The sequence below is a fragment of the Streptomyces uncialis genome (assembly GCF_001905345.1).
In the GTDB taxonomy this organism is placed as follows: domain Bacteria; phylum Actinomycetota; class Actinomycetes; order Streptomycetales; family Streptomycetaceae; genus Streptomyces; species Streptomyces uncialis.
In genome coordinates this window covers 699102-716899 of sequence record NZ_LFBV01000003.1, presented here as the reverse complement: position 1 = coordinate 716899, position 17798 = coordinate 699102, and the positions used below count along the sequence as shown (strand labels likewise).

General features: G+C 71.7%; 13 protein-coding genes. 12 read left to right on the top strand and 1 reads right to left on the bottom strand.

All coding sequences use genetic code 11. The features are described 5' to 3' along the window. The first annotated feature begins 738 nt into the window (after nucleotides 1-738). The 3 genes from AB852_RS16965 to AB852_RS16955 are packed head-to-tail and all read left to right on the top strand — an operon-like array spanning nucleotide 739 to nucleotide 3920. Nucleotides 739-2646 carry a hypothetical protein gene (locus AB852_RS16965; RefSeq protein ID WP_107499257.1) on the top strand — a complete coding sequence of 636 codons (1908 nt, stop codon included), beginning with the start codon at nucleotides 739-741 and terminating at the stop codon, nucleotides 2644-2646. Then, complete coding sequence (locus tag AB852_RS16960; protein WP_073788965.1) at nucleotides 2627-3013, top strand: hypothetical protein; 387 nt, start codon at nucleotides 2627-2629, stop codon at nucleotides 3011-3013. The genes AB852_RS16965 and AB852_RS16960 overlap by 20 nt, the downstream gene beginning before the upstream one ends. A gap of 1 nt (nucleotide 3014) precedes the next feature. Next, nucleotides 3015-3920, top strand: a complete 906-nt coding sequence (locus AB852_RS16955) for a hypothetical protein (RefSeq protein ID WP_073788963.1) — start codon at nucleotides 3015-3017, stop codon at nucleotides 3918-3920. A gap of 68 nt (nucleotides 3921-3988) precedes the next feature. Here AB852_RS16955 and AB852_RS16950 read toward each other — a convergent pair whose 3' ends face one another. Next, the gene (locus tag AB852_RS16950) at nucleotides 3989-4750 is read right to left on the bottom strand and encodes a helix-turn-helix domain-containing protein (protein ID WP_073788962.1); all 762 of its coding nucleotides are present in this window, start codon (nucleotides 4748-4750) and stop codon (nucleotides 3989-3991) included. Nucleotides 4751-5002: 252 nt separating this feature from the next. On the opposite strand from AB852_RS16950, the gene AB852_RS16945 reads away from it, so the two are divergent. The 9 genes from AB852_RS16945 to AB852_RS16905 all read left to right on the top strand — a co-directional run bounded on the left by AB852_RS16945 (nucleotide 5003) and on the right by AB852_RS16905 (nucleotide 17763). Next, nucleotides 5003-6583 (top strand): ABC transporter substrate-binding protein, encoded by a 1581-nt coding sequence (locus AB852_RS16945; RefSeq protein ID WP_073788960.1) that lies wholly within the window; start codon nucleotides 5003-5005, stop codon nucleotides 6581-6583. Nucleotides 6584-7049: 466 nt separating this feature from the next. Then, the gene (locus AB852_RS16940; protein WP_073788958.1) at nucleotides 7050-8744 is read left to right on the top strand and encodes an amidohydrolase; all 1695 of its coding nucleotides are present in this window, start codon (nucleotides 7050-7052) and stop codon (nucleotides 8742-8744) included. Next, nucleotides 8737-10134, top strand: coding sequence for an amidohydrolase family protein (locus AB852_RS16935; protein WP_073788956.1), 1398 nt, complete (start codon nucleotides 8737-8739; stop codon nucleotides 10132-10134). The genes AB852_RS16940 and AB852_RS16935 overlap by 8 nt, the downstream gene beginning before the upstream one ends. Then, complete coding sequence (locus AB852_RS16930; protein WP_073788954.1) at nucleotides 10131-11075, top strand: ABC transporter permease; 945 nt, start codon at nucleotides 10131-10133, stop codon at nucleotides 11073-11075. Before AB852_RS16935 ends, AB852_RS16930 begins: the two co-directional genes overlap by 4 nt. Beyond that, nucleotides 11072-13141 (top strand): dipeptide/oligopeptide/nickel ABC transporter permease/ATP-binding protein, encoded by a 2070-nt coding sequence (locus tag AB852_RS16925; RefSeq protein WP_073788952.1) that lies wholly within the window; start codon nucleotides 11072-11074, stop codon nucleotides 13139-13141. Before AB852_RS16930 ends, AB852_RS16925 begins: the two co-directional genes overlap by 4 nt. Further along, nucleotides 13138-14205 carry an ABC transporter ATP-binding protein gene (locus AB852_RS16920; protein WP_073788949.1) on the top strand — a complete coding sequence of 356 codons (1068 nt, stop codon included), beginning with the start codon at nucleotides 13138-13140 and terminating at the stop codon, nucleotides 14203-14205. The genes AB852_RS16925 and AB852_RS16920 overlap by 4 nt, the downstream gene beginning before the upstream one ends. A 154-nt stretch (nucleotides 14206-14359) precedes the next feature. Then, a complete protein-coding gene (locus AB852_RS16915; protein WP_073788947.1) occupies nucleotides 14360-15628 on the top strand; it encodes a M24 family metallopeptidase in 1269 nt (422 codons plus the stop codon). A 69-nt stretch (nucleotides 15629-15697) separates the two neighbouring features. Further along, nucleotides 15698-16780: a thiamine pyrophosphate-dependent dehydrogenase E1 component subunit alpha gene (locus AB852_RS16910; protein ID WP_073788945.1), complete on the top strand. Its 1083-nt coding sequence runs from the start codon at nucleotides 15698-15700 to the stop codon at nucleotides 16778-16780. Beyond that, nucleotides 16777-17763, top strand: coding sequence for an alpha-ketoacid dehydrogenase subunit beta (locus AB852_RS16905; RefSeq protein ID WP_073788943.1), 987 nt, complete (start codon nucleotides 16777-16779; stop codon nucleotides 17761-17763). Before AB852_RS16910 ends, AB852_RS16905 begins: the two co-directional genes overlap by 4 nt. Nucleotides 17764-17798 lie beyond the last annotated feature (35 nt).

The window sequence follows — 17798 nt, the reverse complement described above, 5'->3', positions numbered from 1 at the left end:
CATCGGGACAATCCCTCTGACCGTTTGTTCGCACGATCGTCCGGCGAAAGAAAGAACACCGTATTTCCGCTCGGTACGGAATCCCGGGAAGAACTGCTTCCCGGTCCGGGGGAGTGGGTTACGGCGCGAGCGCGGATATGGGGAACTCAAACCGCCGCGCGCGCCGGGAATTCACCCCGGGGAGCGCTGTGCCGTCCTGTCGATGTATCCGGATTGAACGAAGTTCAAGGCGTGGGCCGGTCGCCCCGAGTGAATCCTGGGGGATGAATCCGCACTCCGCAATACGGTGAGCGCGGCAGAGTACCGGAAGGCCCGGTACGCCGTGCCGCCCGGGGGGAATCAGCCTCATGTGCTTCCGATGGCGGCGCGTGGGGGCAAGGCCGAGCGCGCAGGGCGGGGAGTGTGGGGAGTGCGGGGCGGAGACGCGCCCACCCGCGACGCGCGCCCACCCGCGACGCGCCACCCGCCACGCGCGCCCACCGCGACCGCGACCCACCGCGACCGCGACCCGTCGAGCGCGGCCATCGACCGCGACCTGCCCAGCGCGACCCCGCTGACCGCGTCACCCCGACCGCGTCACCCCGACCGCGTCGCCGACGGCCGGGCACCCCCGTGGACGGCCCCGACCAGAACATCCGATCCCGGGGTTCAGTGGTACCCCACCGGGGAATGGCAGAGGAACTCCTGTGTCCCACCCGGCCGGAACGTACGGCGGCGCGTACGAGAGGAACGGGGACGATGAGCGAGAGCCCGGTACCCGGTCAGCGGGCCGACCCCGACCGCCCCGACCCGCCTGACCGCCCCGACCCGCCTGACCGGTCGGACGAGCCCGACCGCCCCGACGAGCCGGATGAGCGGTACGAGCTCGACCCGCCCGCCCCGCCCAACCGACCCGATGGGCCCGGCTGGTCCGACGAGCAGGACGAGCGGGACGAAGCAGACCGGCCCGACCGGGTCACGGTGCGGAGCCCCGTCCGGCCCGAGGCGAGCGAGGCGTGCCGCTATCTGTGCGCCGGGACCCATCTCGACAAACGGTTCCGCGACACGGTCATCAACGAGCTGTACGTACACGAAGAGCGCTTCGCCGCACCGTCGTTCGGGATCGACGCGGCCCGGGTCCTCGCCCACGCCCTGCTGGCCCGTCGGCTGGAACTGCGGTGGGCGCTCGCGATCCTGGCGGTATGGGTCGCCGCCCTGCCGCTCACCGGCGGGGAATTCCTCTGGATCATGCTGCCCTCGCTGCTGTTCACCGCCGTGTCGAGGACGCGGCGGAGACTGCGCCGGGCATCGCCCTTGCTGCGCGCCCTCGGCACCGTCCTGCGCTGGTACGTCACGCTGATGCTGGTGGCGGCGATGCTGACCATGTTCCCCTTCTGGGACGAGGCCCGGCAGCTCGGGTCCGGCCTCCTGGGGCTCCTCCTGCACCCGCCGGCGATGCTTTTCTCGTTCGTGCCGTGGAGAGAGCTCTCCGCCTGGATCGACTGGCCCGATCCTCTGGTGCCGTTGTACGTACCGTTCCTGGTGATCGCCGTTCTCGTGGGGCTCCGGCAGGGCGGCTTCGCCCGGCTGATGGACGGACCGCTGTCCGCCGCCCACTTCCCCGACCCCACCGTCGATCCGGCCGAGGCGGTACGGGACGGCCGTGCGCGTCGGCTGCTGGCGCTGGTGCGCCGGGAGCAGCACTCACCGCTCGCGATCTACGACTCGGCCGACCCCTTCCGGGGCGCGGGCGAGCCCTACGAGCCCTGGACGCTCACCGTGGAACTGCGCCCCCGCGCGGGGCATCAGCCGGAGCCCGTGGACAACCGCGCGGCGCTGGAGCGGGTCCGCCCGCTGGTGGAAGCCCTGCGCACACCCTCCCCGCACGGATCACCGCGGGCCGCCGAGGTGGTGCGGGACCGGCTGCGGGAGCTGGAGGTCGACGAGTGCGTGTTCCTGCCGCCCGACGGACTCCGGCGCCGCGAGGAGGCCCCGTACGACGCCGAGCGTTTCGCGGTGCAGCGCCGGGAGGCGATCGAGGAGGGCGGCGAGGCCCGCCGCCACTTCCTGCGGATCAGGGTCGGCGGCTGGGAGGGCGAGCTGATGGTCACCGTGTACGTCCGCGTCCACACCCAGGGCGGCATGCTGATGCTGGAGGTCGCGCCCTATGTGCTGCTGCCGGTGCTCCGCGAGTTCCGGGACGCCGACCGCACGGCACACCGCTACGTCCACAACAGCGCGTTCAGCAAGGCGGTTCGGGCGCTGACCCGCACCCCGTCGTCGCTGGCTGGGTCCGTCGCCCTGCTCGGCGGCTGGTCGGGCAGCGGCTGGAACGTGGCGGTCGAGGGCAACAGGGGCGCGCTGCCCGAGGGTCCGGCCCTCGCCGTCCGGGAACTGGGCGCGAGCGACGAGGCGTCCCTCTTCGAGTGGATGGACGTACGGCGCTATCTTCAGAGCATCCAGGAGCGGGTGGGGGAGGGCGTCAAGCACGCTCTGTACGACGCGGGCTGGCAGACGGCCGCCTTCGAGCAGAAGATCGTCAATGTCAGCGGCGGGGTCTACATCGAGTCGGCGCGCAACAGCGCCTTCGGCTTCGGCGAACGGTCCACCGCCGTCACGGACAACAACACGAACCGGGGGACGGGAAATGAGCAGCGACGGCAGTGAGCGGGACGGACCCGGCGCGGGCATACGGATCGGTTCCGTGTCCCACAGCGCACTGAACTTCGGCTCCCATGGCTCCGCGACCACCACCAACTCGCCTCCCGGGACGGCCGGTCCGGGACAGGACGAGCTGCTCGCGGCGGTCCGGGCGCTGCGTGCGGACCTGACGCGTCTTGAGGCCACCCGGGACGCCCAGATCCTCGACGCCGAACTGGTGGCCACCGAGGCGGAGATCACGGGTTCCGGCGGCGCGGGCCCCGGCAGGCTGGCGCTCCTGCGGGACTCCCTGGCCGACGCGGGGCAGGTCGCCGGCGCCCTCGTCTCCGGCGTGGCCCTCGCCGAACTGCTCGCCGCGCTGCTGGGCGGCTGACATGAGCGAGGGCGTACCCCGGTGGAATCCGGAGACCCAGCGCTGGGAGCGGGACCCGGGGCCGCAGGGGCCGCCGCCCGCCCCCGGCTGGGCGGGCGGCCCCGGGCAGGCGGGCGGCCCCGGGTGGGGCGGCGGATCGGGGTGGGGCGGCGGCCCCGCTCCCGGCGGCGGTCCCGGCTGGGGCAGGGGTCCGGTGATCGCCCTGGTGGCCGGCGGGGTCCTGGCCGTGGCGGGGGTGGTGCTGTGGCTGACCGCGGACCGGGACGGCGGCGGGGGCGACGAGTCCCGGCGGACGGACAGCACCGGCTACCACTGGTCACCGCCCGCGACGGGCGGTTCGCAGACCTCGCCGACGGGCGGCGGTGCGTCGCTGGACTCGCCGGACGGCACGGGCGGCACGAACGGTACCGATGGCACGACCCCGGGCGGGGAGGACACGGCGCCGGGTGGCGGGGAGTCCCCTTCACCGGGGTTCGTCCGGGTCACGGAGCCCACCAGAGGGTTCACGATCGCCGTCCCCGAGGGCTGGGAGCACTCGCTGGAGGACGGGTCGGTGTTCTACCGGTCGCCCGACCAGCGTGGTCTGGTGCAGGTGTTCGGGGCGTCGGGGGCGGACCCGCTGGAGGCGGTCGGCCTGGCGGAGCGGCCGCTCAAGTCCCGGGAGGACTACCGGCGGCTCGCCCTCGGCCGGGTGGACAGCGGCCCGGAGAACCCGTCCGGGGACGCGGCCGAGCTGCACTACTCGTACCGGAACGAGGATGTCGGCGAGGTCCGCGAGTGCGTGGACCGGGTCTTCACCGGGACCGACGGCAAGCAGCACGCCGTACTGGCCTGCTCACCGCCCGGGGCGGCCGGGCTCGCCGCCCGCCGGGTGCTGGACACGGCCCTGGCGGACTTCGCCCCCTGACCTGCCCCCTCCTGCCCTCCTGAGACCCACCCTGCGGGCAGCCGGCCGGACCGGCTGCCCCCAGGGCGTCACGCGGTGTGGTGGACCACCACGGAGATGACCCGGACCTCCTGGTCCGACATGTTGCGGTACTGATGCGGGGTCGCGGAGTCGAAGGCCAGTGAGTCGCCCGCCTCCAGGACGTAGGTCTCGAAGCCGACGTCCGCGTGCAGGGTGCCGTGCAGCACGAGCTGGTACTCGCGGCCGTCGTGGCGGATCGGGGCACGGCTGTCGGTCGACCGGCCGAAGGGCTGGTACACGACCTCCAGGAAGTCCACCCGCGCGTCCTGCTGGGGGGTGAGCCGCTCCCAGCGGACCCCGCTCGCCAGATCGATGGTGCGCCGCCGGCCCCGGCGCTGGACCACCGGTTCCTCGGGCAGCGCGAGGGACGGCGGGGGTACGGGATCGAGGTCCGGGAGGCCGTCGGGGTCCGGCAGACCGTCGGAGCCGGGGCCCGGACCGGACGCCGCCACCGCGCCGACCGCCATGGCCAGCCGGGGCGCGGTCCCGTTCGCCGCCATGGCCGACCGCGGCTCGTCGGCCCGGCGCGCGGAGGAGGGGGACGTACTGTCCTCGCCGACCCCGAAGAGATAGTCGAGGGAGATGCCGAGCGCGTTGGCGATCCCGTAGATCACGCCCGCGGACGGGGCGGTCTGGCCGCGTTCCACCTGTGAGATCAGGCTCGCCGAGCAGCCCGCGAGCCGGCCGAGTTCGCGAAGGGACAGGCCGCGTTCGGAACGGACCCTCCTCAGTCGCGCGCCGAGTCCGGGACTTCCCCCCGCTGGCTTCATGGCGGCTCCTGCTTCTCTTGGTGCGGTCGGTCCGGTCGCTCCCGTGTCTTCGTGCACATGCCGACTGTATAGGAGTGTGCACCGCTGTACAGCATGGCTGACATGGTGCACAGCTGTCACCCGATCGGGGGCGATATTTCAGATTGGGGTGGGGTTTGATTTAACCCTTGACAAGAATGCTGCACGGAGCGTGCACTATAGCGCACAAGCCCCTTCCAGGAGGGCGCACAACCTTGTGTGGAGGTTCTCGCTGTGACAGTCAATGAACGGTCCACTTCGCGCAGACGGGCCGGCTCGGCCCGGACAAGAACCCCCGGTGTCCGCTCCGGCGGCGCCCTGCTCGCCACCGCCCTCGCCGTCACCCTCACCGCGTGCGGCGGTACGAAGGACTCGGCAGGCGCCCCGAAGACCTCCGGGGACGGACCGAGCGGCACCCTGCGCGTCGGCACCAACCAGCAGTTCGACGACTGGGACACGGTCAACAAGCAGAACAGCACGTTCTCCTCGCTGGTCTACGAACCGCTGATGAGCGTGGCCCCCGACGGCTTCACCCTCAAGCCCCAGCTCGCCACCTCCTGGAAGGAGACGCCGGAGCGCATCGAACTCACCCTCCGCTCGGGCGTGGTCTTCCACGACGGCACCCCGTTCGACGCCGCGGCCGTGGTCAAGAACCTGGAACGCGTCAAGAGCAGCCCGAGCCAGTACCGCAGCCAGCTCGACGCCGTGAAGACGATCACCGCCGTGGACGCCACCCACGTCCGGATCGACCTCAAGCAGGCCGCGCCCAGCCTGATCAACAACCTCGCCCGGCTGGGGATGTTCATGGTCTCGCCCAAGGCGCTCGCCGACGGCACCTGGAAGACCAAGCCGGCCGGTACCGGCCCGTGGGCCTTCGACGCCGCGAAGACCACCAAGGGGCTGCGGACCGCGGTCAAGGCCTTCGACAAGTACTACGACAAGAAGTCCGTCGGACCCGCCAATGTCGAGATCACGCAGATCAACGACCCCGACAGCCTCTACAACGCGCTGCGGGCCGGACAGCTCGACGTCGTCTGGACCACACCCCCGCTCGCGTCCCGCGCGGACAAGGAAGGACTCAAGTCCACCTGGTTCCCGTCCGTGCTCTGGCACCTCCAGATGTACGACACGGAGGGCGTGTTCAAGGACAAGAAGTACCGTCAGGCCATCTGCCACGCGATGAACCCGCAGGACTACATCGACGCGGCGCTCGGCGGCAAGGGCAAGACCCACCTCCAGCGCATCCCGGAGGGCCAGCCCGGCTACGACGCGGCGCTCGGCGGATACCCCTTCGACCTCGCCAAGGCCAAGAAGCTGCTGTCCGAGGCCGGCAGCGCACCGAAGTCGTTCACCCTGATCAGCTATGACACCCAGCGCACCATCGCCGAGCTGTTCCGCAGCCAGATGGAGAAGATCGGGATCGAGGTCGAGCTCGAACTGCCGAACTTCCCGCAGTTCCTGAGCACCTACCAGAACGGCAAGTACCCGGCCTCCATCCTCTCGGACGGTTCCCGCTCGGGCGCCTACGACTACTACAACCGCAAGTTCGCGCCCACCGCACCCGGCAACCCGCTGAAGGCGCAGTACCCGGAGCTGACGGCCGCCGCCGAGGAGGGCCTTGCCGCCAAGACCCCCGACGCACGCGAGACGGCCTGGAAGAAGATGTCCAAGATAGTGAACGACGAAGCGCTGGACTGCGGTTACTTCGACTACTCCGGCTTCTGGGCGTACAACCCCAAGAAGGTCGACAACATCGTCTCCACGACGAACGACGTGGCGGTCTTCCGCTACAAGGACGCCAAGATCGTGGGCTGACCGGACGCCGCGTCCCCGGAGCGCGGGAACCTCCCCGCGCCACCCGCAGACCGCGGGCACGGACCGTGCGCCCGTACCCCGGTCCGCCCTCGCCGACCCGCCGCCCGGCCGGCTGCACCCGGCAACCCCGTACGCGGCCCTCGCCGACGCCACCCGTCGCGAGAACCAAGCGGTGACCAGGCAGTAACCAGGCGGCACAGCACCACACACGTGTCACCGGCACCACGCACCACGAACATCACCAGCACCACCAGCACCACGCATCACGTACCACCGGCACCACGCGTCACGAGAACCACACACCACAGCAGCCGATCCGCCGGGTGGACCCACCCCACCGAACCCCGGCCCGCCTCCCACGGCATCCGCAGGACGCCGCACGAGGCGCCGGAGCCCCACGCCGCCCCCCCCCGCTGTGCACCTCTCAGTACCCACCCTCCGTAAACCCCGGATGGAGAACCCACCCATGAGCAGCACACCGCCTTCCGCCGCGCACCCCGATCTGGTGCTCCTGAACGGGCGCGTGACCACCATGTCCACCGACGCCCGCAGCGCCGAGGTGGAAGCCGTCGCCGTCAGCGGCGAGCGGATCACTGCGATCGGCACCAGCCGGGAGATCGAGGACCTCGCAGGTCCCGGCACCACCGTGGTGGACCTCGCCGGGCGGCGCGTCGTCCCCGGGCTGATCGACTCGCACGTCCACATCGTCCGCGCCGGACGCACCTGGCGCGACGAGGTCCGCTGGGAGGACGAGCTCACCCTGGAGAGCGGACTCGCGGCCATCACCCGCCGCTCCGCCGAGCGCCCCGCCGGCAGCTGGATCAGGGTCATCGGCGGCTGGCACCCCGCCCAGTTCCCCGAGAACCGCGGCCCGAGCCGCGCGGAACTCGACGCCGCGGCCCCCGACAACCCGGTCTACGTACAGTTCCTCTACGACTGGGCCGTCCTCAACACCGCCGCGATGCGTGTCCTCGGCGTCGACCACGCACTGGTCCGCGAACTCGCCGAGGAGGGCTTCGACCCGGCCTCGTTCGAGACCGGCGCCGACGGCGAACTCACCGGCAAGGTCAACGGCACCCCGCTGATGGAGTGGTTCTACCGGCGGATGCCGAGCCCCACCTTCGAGGAGCAGGTCGCCTCCACCGCCGAGATGTCCCGCGAGCTCAACCGGCTCGGGATCACCGGCGCCATCGACGGCGGCGGCTTCAACAGCGGCCCCGACGCCTACCCCGCGATCCGTGAGACCTGGCGCCGCGGTCTGCTGACCGTCCGCAGCCGCCTCGCAGTCCACGCGTCCCGGGCCGGCACCGAGATGGACGAGCTCGCCGGCTACCTCCGCTTCACCCCGCTCGACGTCGGCGACAACATGCTGCGCGTCATCGGCTCCGGCGAGGTCGCCCTGTACCGCACCGTCGACAAGATCGCCCACCCCGTCGTCATCGACGACGAGGTCCGCGACCAGCTCCGGCAGATGTTCACCGACCTGGCCCGCAACCGCTGGACCGTGCACACCCACGCACACCACCACGAGACCATCGACGCGGTCCTCACCGCCTGGGAGCAGGTGCACGCCGAGCACGACATCAGCGATCTGCGCTGGTCCCTGGTGCACGCCGAGCCCCTGCGGCCCGTCGACGTCGACCGGATCGCCGCCCTCGGCGCCGGTGTCCTCGCCCAGGGCCTGTTCCGCTTCCAGGGCGACGAGGCCATCACCGCCTGGGGCGCCGAGACCGTCGCCGAGGCCCCGCCGCTGCGCACCCTCATCGAACGGGGGATCCCGCTCGGTCTCGGCTCCGACGCCATGCGGGTCGCCTCGTACAACCCCTTCGCGACCCTCGCCTGGTTCCTCAACGGCCGTACCGTCACCGGCAACGACACCCTGGACCCGCGGCATCTGCTCACCCGCGAGGAGGCGCTGCGCGGCTACACCGCCTCCGGTACGTGGTTCAGCTTCGAGGAGAACGAGCGGGGCCGCCTCGAACCCGGTCTGCTCGCCGACCTCGCCGTCCTCAGCGACGACTACCTCACCGTCGACGAAGAGGTCATCCCGCGCATCGAGTCCGTGCTGACCCTCGTGGGCGGCCGGATCGTCCACACCGCGAAGCCCTTCGCCGAGCTGCCCGTCGCCCACCCCGTCACCCAGGGAGTCAGCCGTGCCTGAGAACACCTCGACCGACGAGCGCCGCCTGCTGATCAAGGGCGCCACCGTCCTCACCATGGACCCCGGCTACGGCGACCTCACCACCGGTGACATCCTGATCACCGGGGACCGCATCACCGCCGTCGGACCGGACCTCGCGGACCAGGTGCCCGGCGACGCCGAGGTCATCGACGCCCGCGGCATGATCGCCATCCCCGGTCTCATCGACACCCATATGCACGCCTGGCAGACCCCCCTCAAGGGACTCCACGCCCGGGGCTGGACCGGCGACGACTACCAGCGCGAGGTCTTCTACCTCCGCGAGCACTTCGGCCCCGACGACATCCACGACGCCACGTTCTCCGGCTCCGTCCAGATGCTCGACGCCGGAGTCACCGGGGTCCTCGACTTCTGCCACAACGTCATGTCCCCCGAGGCCGCCGAGGCCGGACTGAGCGCCCACCGCCGTACCGGCCAGCGCGCCCTCTTCGCCTACGGCATGCTCGGCAGCTTCGGCGCCCCGCCCGAGGACCACGCCTGGCGCCTGGAGCACGTCCAGCGCCTGCACGAGGAGATCAACCTCGGCGGCGACGGACTGCTCAGGGTCGGCATGGCGCTCGGCTCCATCGAGTACGGGTCCATGGACCGCGTCACCAAGGAGATCCTGCTCGCCCGGGAACTCGGGATGCGGATGAGCGTCCACCAGAACCCGCCCGGCCAGATCCGCGCCCTGCACGAGGCCGGACTCCTCGGCTCCGACATCGTCCCCGCGCACGCCAACGCCGCCGACGACAGCGAGCTGGCGGCGCTCGCGGCCTGCGGCGGCGGTATCTCCTTCACCCCCGAGGGCGAGTTCGGCGGCGGCCGGTCCATGACCATCCTCAACCGCGCCCACCGCGCGGGCGCCCGCCCCAGCCTCGGCATCGACACCCACGCCCGGGTCTCCATCGACCTGTTCGCCGCGATGCGCCTCACCTTCCTGCTGATGCGCAACGTCGACGCCACCACCGAACGCGAGGCCGGCCGCTGGCCGCTGGAGCACAGCCCCGGCGTCCCCCTCGTCCAGCCCCGCGACATGCTGGAGTTCGCCACCGTCAACGCCGCCGCCCACCTCGGTCTCGGCGACGAACTCGGCCGCCTCACCCCCGGCCGGCTCGCGGACGTCGTCCTCGTCGACACCGAGCCCTACGGCGTCGCCCTCGGCGACCCCGCCGCGCACATCGTCCTCCAGACCACCCCGCGTGACGTCGACACCGTCATCGTCGGCGGCCGGATCCGCAAGCGGGGCAAGGTCCTCACCGACCTCGACCCCACCGCCGCGGGCGCCGCGACCCGCCGGGTCCGCGAGCGGGTCTTCGCCGACGCCGCCGCGCAGGGCGGACCGGTCCCGGACCTGGGACCGGTCCGGTGACCAAGTTCCTTGTGCGGCGGCTGCTGTCCGCACTTCCCACCCTGCTGCTGGTGTCGGTGTTCGTCTTCAGCCTGGTGCACATGACGCCCACCGACCCGGTGGCGCAGATCCTCGGCGAGGGCGCGCCGGCCGAGGACAAGGCGGCCATGACCGCCCAGCTCGGCCTCGACCGCTCGCTGTTCGAGCAGTACGTGGACTGGCTCGGCGGCGCCCTCGGCGGTGACCTCGGGGCCTCCCTCTACACCAGCGTCCCCGTCACCGAGTCCATCGGCACCGGCATCGGCATCACCCTGTCGCTCGCCATCGCCGGTATGGTCATCGCCCTGGCCGTCGGTGTCCCGCTCGGGGTGCTCGGGGCACTGCGCCCCGGCACCGTCGCCGACCGGCTGCTGACCACCGTCGTCGCCCTCGGACTCGCCGTACCGAGCTTCTGGCTCGCGATGCTGCTGGTCCTGGTCTTCGCGGTCAACCTCGGCTGGCTGCCCGTCGTCGGCTACACCCCGCTCACCGAGGACCCCGCCGCCTGGTTCCAGGGCATGATCCTGCCCGCCCTGGCCCTCGGCTCCCACACCGCGGCCGTCATCGCCCGGCAGACCCGCAGCGCGATGATCGACGCCCTGGAGTCGCCGTACGTCCAGACCCTGCTGGCCCGCGGCATCAAACGGCGGCGGATCGTCCTGCGGTACGCCACCAAGAACGCCATGGTCCCGGTCCTCGCGGTCATCGCCATCCAGATGTCCGTCCTGGTCGCCGCAAGCTTCGTCATCGAACGGATCTTCGCGGTCCCCGGCCTCGGCACCCTCCTCATCGACAGCGTCGTACGCGCCGACTACCCGGTGCTCCAGGGCTCCATCGTCCTCGTCGCCGTCATCGTCCTCCTGGTCAACCTGGGCGCCGACGTCCTGTACGGCGTGATCAACCCGAAGGTGAGGCCTCAATGAGCACCCACCAGGCACGGGCCGGCACCTTCAGCCGTCTGCTGCGGCAGCCCGTCACCGTGATCTGTCTGGCCTTCCTCGCCCTCCAGATCACCCTTGCCCTCGCGGCCCCGCTCATCGCGCCGTACGGCCCCACCGAGATCAGCGTCGCGGACAAGCTCCAGGGTCCCAGCGCCGACCACCTCCTCGGCACCGACGACCTCGGCCGCGACACCCTGACCCGGCTGATCTACGGCACCCGCACCGCGCTCCTCGCCTCCGGCGAGTCCGTCGCCATCGGACTCGTCCTCGGCGTCGGCCTCGGACTGTTCGTCGGCTACCGGGGCGGCTGGTGGGACCGGATCGGCATGCGGATCGCCGACGTCATGCAGTCCATCCCCGCCCTGCTGCTCGCCCTCGCCCTGGTCGCCGTCCTCGGCAACGGCCTCGGCAACGCGATGCTCGCCGTAGGACTCATCTTCGCCGTCAGCTTCATGCGCATCACCCGCGCCGTGGTCCTCGCCGAACGCGAGAAGCTGTACGTGGACGCCGCCCGGGTCCTCGGACTGCGCCCCCTGTCGATCATGTTCCGCCAGGTGCTGCCGAACGTGTCGCCGCCCCTCATCGTGCAGGCGTCCATCGCGCTCGGCACGGCCCTGCTCATCGAGGCGACCCTGAGCTTCCTCGGCGTCGGCGTCGACACCACCGCGGTGAGCTGGGGCGCCATGCTCGACGCGTCCCGCCAGCATGTCGCCGAGCACCCGCTGCTCGCGATCCTGCCCGGCGCCGCGATCACCCTGAGCGTCCTGGTCTTCAACCTGTTGGGGGACGGGTTGAGGGACGCCGGGTCGCCCCGGTCGGCGGGGGCGACCCGGCCCGGCAGGTCCAAGGCCCCCGCCGGGACGACCGTCCCGGCGGGGCCCGGGGACCCCACCGGCATCGGCCCGGCCGCCCTGACCGACCTCGCGCCGGCGAACACCCCGGCCGAACCGGCGGCGGACGGCCCGATGGACAGCACGGCGAAGGCCACGGCCACGGTCACCGACCGGCCCACGGCCGAAGCCGTCCCGGCCACCGCGACCGCCACGGCACTCACCACCGTCCGCGGCCCCGCACCGGCACCCGCCGACGCCCTGCTCCGCCTCGACGGGCTCACCGTCACCGACCCCGGCGGCGCCCAGCTCGTCTCCGGGGTGTCCTTCCACATCAACCGCGGCGAGACCTTCGGCCTCGTCGGCGAGTCCGGCTGCGGCAAGTCCATCACCGCCTCCGCGATCCTCGGACTGCTGCCCCGGGGCGTCACCGTCGCCTCCGGCTCCATCCGGCTCCAGGACACCGAACTCGCCGGACTGCGCGGCGAGAAACTCCGCAAGGTGCGCGGCGGACGCGTCGGCATGGTCTTCCAGGACCCGGGCTCCGCGCTCTCCCCGGTGCACACCGTGGGGCGCCAGCTCACCGACGCCATCCGCGCCCACAGCGACCTGAACCGCAACCAGGCCACCGAACGGGCCGCCGAACTCCTCAACCTCGTCGGCGTCCCCGCACCCCGGGAACGGCTCAAGGACTACCCGCACCAGTTCTCCGGAGGCATGGCCCAGCGGGTCGTCATCGCCGGCGCGCTGGCCTGCGACCCGGAGCTGCTCATCGCGGACGAGCCGACCACCGCGCTCGACGTCACCATCCAGGCCCAGGTCCTCGACCTGCTCGCCGGACTGCGGGAACGGCTGTCGATGTCGCTGCTGCTGATCACCCACGACCTCGGTGTGGTGGCCGACAGCTGCGACCGGATCGCCGTCATGTACGCCGGCCAGATCGCCGAACAGCGCACCGTACGGGACGCGTTCGCCACTCCCCGGCACCCGTACACCGAGGCCCTGCTGGCCGCGGTACCGCACCACGGGAACGGCGACGAGCCGCTCGCCACCATCCCCGGACGGGTCCCCCCGGCCTGGGACTGGCCCCAGGGCTGCCGCTTCCACCCGCGCTGCCCGTACGCCACCGACGCCTGCCGCACCACACCGGTGCCGGTCGACATCGACGGGGTGCGCTGTCTGCGGGCCTCCGAACTCGACCTGGCAGGTGCCCGATGAACGACAAGGCCACGGACCGCGCCCCGGACACCACCGGCCCCGCGCCGGACGGCACGGCCCCGCTGCTCTCCGTCGAGAACCTCTCCGTGCGCTACCAGCTCGGCCGGGGCATGACGGGCAAGCCCAAGCTGCTCACCGCCGTCCGGGACGTCAGCTTCACCATCGGCGCCGGACGCACCCTCGGCCTGGTCGGGGAGTCCGGCTCCGGCAAGAGCAGCATCGGACGGGCCATCCTGCGCCTCGCCCCGGTCTCCGAGGGACGGGTCCTCTTCGACGGCCAGGACATCGCCGCCTTCGGCCGGCGCACCCCGCCCTCGTTCAACCGGGACGTGCAGGTCGTCTTCCAGGACCCGCTGTCCTCGCTGAACCCGCGGCAGACCATCGGTGTCACCCTCGGGCAGGCCCTCACCCGGCACCGCCCGCTGTCCGGCGCCGAACGCCACCGCGAGATCGCCGACTCCCTGGACCGGGTGGGGCTCTCCGGCTTCCACGCCCAGCGCTACCCGCACGAACTGTCCGGCGGCCAGCGCCAGCGGGTGGCCATCGCCCGGGCCCTCGCCACCCGGCCCCGGCTCATCGTCTGCGACGAACCGGTCAGCGCCCTGGACGTGTCCACCCAGAGCCAGGTCATCAACCTGCTCAAGGAACTCCAGCGCGAACTCGGCGTCAGCTATCTGTTCATCGCGCACGACCTGGAGGTCGTCCGCCATATGAGCGACGACATCGGGGTCCTGTACCTGGGACAGCTCGCGGAGTCCGGACCGGCCGAACGGGTCTACCGGGAACCCGCCCATCCCTACACCCAGACCCTGCTGGCCTCGACCCTGGTCGCCGACCCGGCACTCCAGTCCGAGCGCTCGGCGCGGCGGCGGGAACTCGCCACCGACGCCGAACTGCCCAGCCCGCTCGCGCCGCCCCCGGGCTGCGCCTTCCACCCCCGATGCCCCCGGGCCGACGACCTGTGCCGCACCGAGGGACCGGTGCTGCTGCCGGTCACGGGCACGTCGTCCGGTTCGCTCGCGGCCTGCCACCACACCGGGCCCGTCCCGGTGGCGGCCCCCTGACCCGTCGCCCGGACCGCGGACGGCGCGGTCCGGGCGACGGACCCACCCCTCGTCCCTCCGCCCCCTCCGGTGCCCCCCGAGCCGCGCCCTCCGCGCGGCCGGCCCACCCCACCGCACCCGCCCACCTGTCCGCCCCCTCGTACACGGAGACCCCATGAGCCCCTCCGCTGTTCCCCCGACCCCTCCGCTGCCCGTCGCCCCCGCGCCCGGCCACGGCCTCGTCGACTTCGAGGAGCGGGTCAACTTCGACCGGCTGCGCTCCTACCGGCTGGCCCGTATCCAGCAGGCCCTGGAGGCGAGCGAGCTGGGCGCGGTGCTGGTGTTCGACAACAACAACATCCGCTACCTCACCGGTATATCCATCGGTGAGTGGACCCGCGAGAAGCTGTCGCGGTACGCGATCTACACCCGTACCGGCGAGCTGATCCTGTGGGACTTCGGCTCGGCCGCGGTGCACAACCGGATGTACGCGCCCTGGATGAAGCCCGAGAACTGTCTCTCCTCGTGGACCACCATGCGCGGCGCGGTCCCCCCGGACGCCGATCTGATGGGACGCGCCGTCACGGAGATCAAGGACCGGCTGGCCCAGGCCGGTGTCGGGGGGATGCCCGTCGGGGTCGATCTGCTCGACCTGCCGATGCACACCGAGCTGACCCGCCAGGGCCTCGACATCCGCGACGGCCAGCAGACCATGCTCGACGCCCGGCAGATCAAGAACCGCGACGAGATCACCCTGCTGTCGATGGCCGCCGCCATGGTCGACGGCGTCTACCACGACATCACCGAGGCACTGAAGCCCGGCGTCCGCGAGAACGAGATCGTGGCCCTCGCCAACAAGCGGCTCTACGAGATGGGTTCCGACGACGTCGAGTCCATCAACGCGGTGTCCGGCGAGCGCTGCAACCCGCATCCGCACAACTTCTCCGACCGCATCATCCGCCCGGGAGACCAGGCGTTCTTCGACATCATGCACTCCTACAACGGCTACCGGACGTGCTACTACCGCACGTTCAACGTCGGCCGTGCCACCACCGTCCAGCGGGACGCCTACACCCGCGCCCGGGAATGGATGGACGTCGCCATCGACGCCATCCGGCCCGGTGTGTCCACCGCCGACGTCGCACGGCTGTGGCCGACCGCCGAGGAGATCGGCGTCCAGGACGAGAAGACCGCGTTCGGGCTGCTCTTCGGGCACGGCCTCGGTCTCGCCCTGCACGAGCGGCCCATCATCAGCCGCCTCACCTCGCTGGAGAGCCCGATGCTCATCGAGGAGGGCATGGTCTTCGCCCTGGAGACCTACTGCCCCGCCACCGACGGCGTCTCCGCCGCCCGGATCGAGGAGGAGGTCGTCGTCACCGCCACCGGGGTCGAGATCCTCACCCGCTTCCCGGCCGACGAACTCTTCATCGCCAACCAGTACTGAGCCGACGCGACGGGCCGGCAGCCGCCACGAGCGGCACCGGTGACCCGCCGTCGAGAAAGGTGCGGACCCATGTCCGTCGACACCAGCGCCGCGTTTGCGCCGCTCACGGGACCCGTGAGCGGGGACGTGTCCGAGGAGACAGCGCTCTCCCTCTACCGGACCATGTCCACCGCCCGAAAGTTCGAGAAGCGGGCGTACGACCTGTTCCTCCAGAACCTGGTCAAGGGCACCACCCACCTCGGGATCGGCCAGGAGGCCGTCGCCGCCGGGGTCGCCGCCGCGATGCGGCCCGACGACTACTCCTTCATCACCTACCGGGGCCACAACCACCTCGTCGCCCGCGGCACCCCGCTCGCCCCCCTGATGGCCGAACTCCTCGGCCGGGACAACGGGCTGATGCACGGCAAGGGCGGCTCGATGCACCTCATCGACGCCGAACGCGGCATCCTCGGCTCGTACGCCATCATCGGCGCGCAGCTCGTCATCGCCAACGGCGCCGCCTGGTCGGCCCAGTACCGGGGCACCGAACAGGTCACCGTCTGCTTCTTCGGCGACGGCGCCACCAACATCGGCGCGTTCCACGAGGCGCTGAACTTCGCCGTCATCTGGAACCTGCCGGTCGTCTTCGTGTGCGAGAACAACCTGTACATGGAGTACACCCGCATCGACAGCGTCACCGCGGTCCAGAACCCGGCGGCCGACCGCGCGTCGGCCTACAACCTGGACTCCGTCGTCATCGACGGCAACGACCCGGACGAGGTGTACCTGACGGCGTCCGCGGCGATCGCCCGGGCCCGCGCGGGGGGCGGGCCCGCCCTGATCGAGGCCGTCACCTACCGGCACGGCGGCCACTCCCGGGCCGACCCGGCGAAGTACCGCGATCCCGGCGAGGTCCGCGCCTGGATGGAGAAGGACCCGATGATCACCTACCGGGAGCGGCTGATCGGCCGGGGCTTCGACCCGGCCGAGCTGGACGCGGTCGACGCCGAGATCGTGACCGAGATCGACGCGGCCACCGAGGAGGCGAAGGGCGGCGCCTGGCCGGATCTGTCCCGTCTCTACACCAATGTCTGGAGCGACGGCGGCCACGCCTGGCGCACCGAGCCGCGCGCCGACCAGGCCGCGCAGCAGAAGGAGGGGCTGGCCCCATGACCGTACTGACCTACCGCAAGGCCGTCGCGCACGGCATCGCGCAGGAGATGCGCCGCGACGAGCGGGTGGTGTTCCTCGGTGAGGATGTCGCCGCCGCCGGCGGGGTGTTCAAGACCACCGCGGGACTCCTGGAGGAGTTCGGCCCGCTGCGGGTGCGGGACACCCCCATCAGCGAGCAGGCCATCCTCGGCGCGGCGATGGGCGCGGCGATGACCGGGCTGCGGCCGATCGCCGAGATCATGTACAGCGACTTCTTCGCGGTCTGCTGGGACCTGGTCGCCAACGAGATCTCCAAGTCCCGCTACATGTCGGACGGCCAGGTGTCCTTCCCGCTGGTCATCCAGTGCGGCAACGGCGCCGGACTGCGGTTCGGGGCGCAGCACTCGCAGTCCATCGAGAACTGGGCCATGGCCATCCCCGGCCTGAAGGTGGTCGCCCCCGCCACGGCCCGTGACGTCGTCGGGCTGATGGCGGCCGCCGTCCGCGACAACGACCCGGTGATCTTCTTCAACCACAAGGCCCTGTACTCCAGCAAGGAGGAGATCCCCGACCTCGACGGGGAGATCGTCGAGGAGCTGGGCCGGGCCGTCGTCCGCCGGGAGGGCGAGGACGCCACGATCGTCGCGCTGGCCGCGATGGTCCCCAAGGCGCTGGAGGCAGCCGAGCGGCTGCACGCCGAGCGCGGGCTGGACTGCGCGGTGATCGACGTACGCAGCCTGGTCCCGCTGGACACGCCCACGATCCTCGGGCACGCCTCGCGCACCGGGCGGCTGTTCACGGTCGAGGAGAACCCCCGGCTGTGCGGCTGGGGCGCCGAGATCGTCTCACTGGCCACCGAGGAGTGCTGGGACGCGCTCACCGGCGCGCCCGTGCGCATCACCACCCCGCACATCCCGCTGCCGTCGGCGGACGCGCTGGAGGACCTCGCGATTCCCTCCGTGGAGCGGATCGTCACCACGATCGGCGCCGCCATGGGCGCCTGAGCCCCGGCGTCACCGAACATCCACCGCAGTACCTC

Coding starts and splice junctions, on each gene's coding strand:
- AB852_RS16965 (WP_107499257.1), top strand. CDS start 739: ATGAGCGAGAGCCCGGTACCCGGTCAGCGGGCCGACCCCGACCGCCCC.
- AB852_RS16960 (WP_073788965.1), top strand. CDS start 2,627: ATGAGCAGCGACGGCAGTGAGCGGGACGGACCCGGCGCGGGCATACGG.
- AB852_RS16955 (WP_073788963.1), top strand. CDS start 3,015: ATGAGCGAGGGCGTACCCCGGTGGAATCCGGAGACCCAGCGCTGGGAG.
- AB852_RS16950 (WP_073788962.1), bottom strand. CDS start 4,750: ATGAAGCCAGCGGGGGGAAGTCCCGGACTCGGCGCGCGACTGAGGAGG.
- AB852_RS16940 (WP_073788958.1), top strand. CDS start 7,050: ATGAGCAGCACACCGCCTTCCGCCGCGCACCCCGATCTGGTGCTCCTG.
- AB852_RS16925 (WP_073788952.1), top strand. CDS start 11,072: ATGAGCACCCACCAGGCACGGGCCGGCACCTTCAGCCGTCTGCTGCGG.
- AB852_RS16920 (WP_073788949.1), top strand. CDS start 13,138: ATGAACGACAAGGCCACGGACCGCGCCCCGGACACCACCGGCCCCGCG.
- AB852_RS16915 (WP_073788947.1), top strand. CDS start 14,360: ATGAGCCCCTCCGCTGTTCCCCCGACCCCTCCGCTGCCCGTCGCCCCC.
- AB852_RS16910 (WP_073788945.1), top strand. CDS start 15,698: ATGTCCGTCGACACCAGCGCCGCGTTTGCGCCGCTCACGGGACCCGTG.
- AB852_RS16905 (WP_073788943.1), top strand. CDS start 16,777: ATGACCGTACTGACCTACCGCAAGGCCGTCGCGCACGGCATCGCGCAG.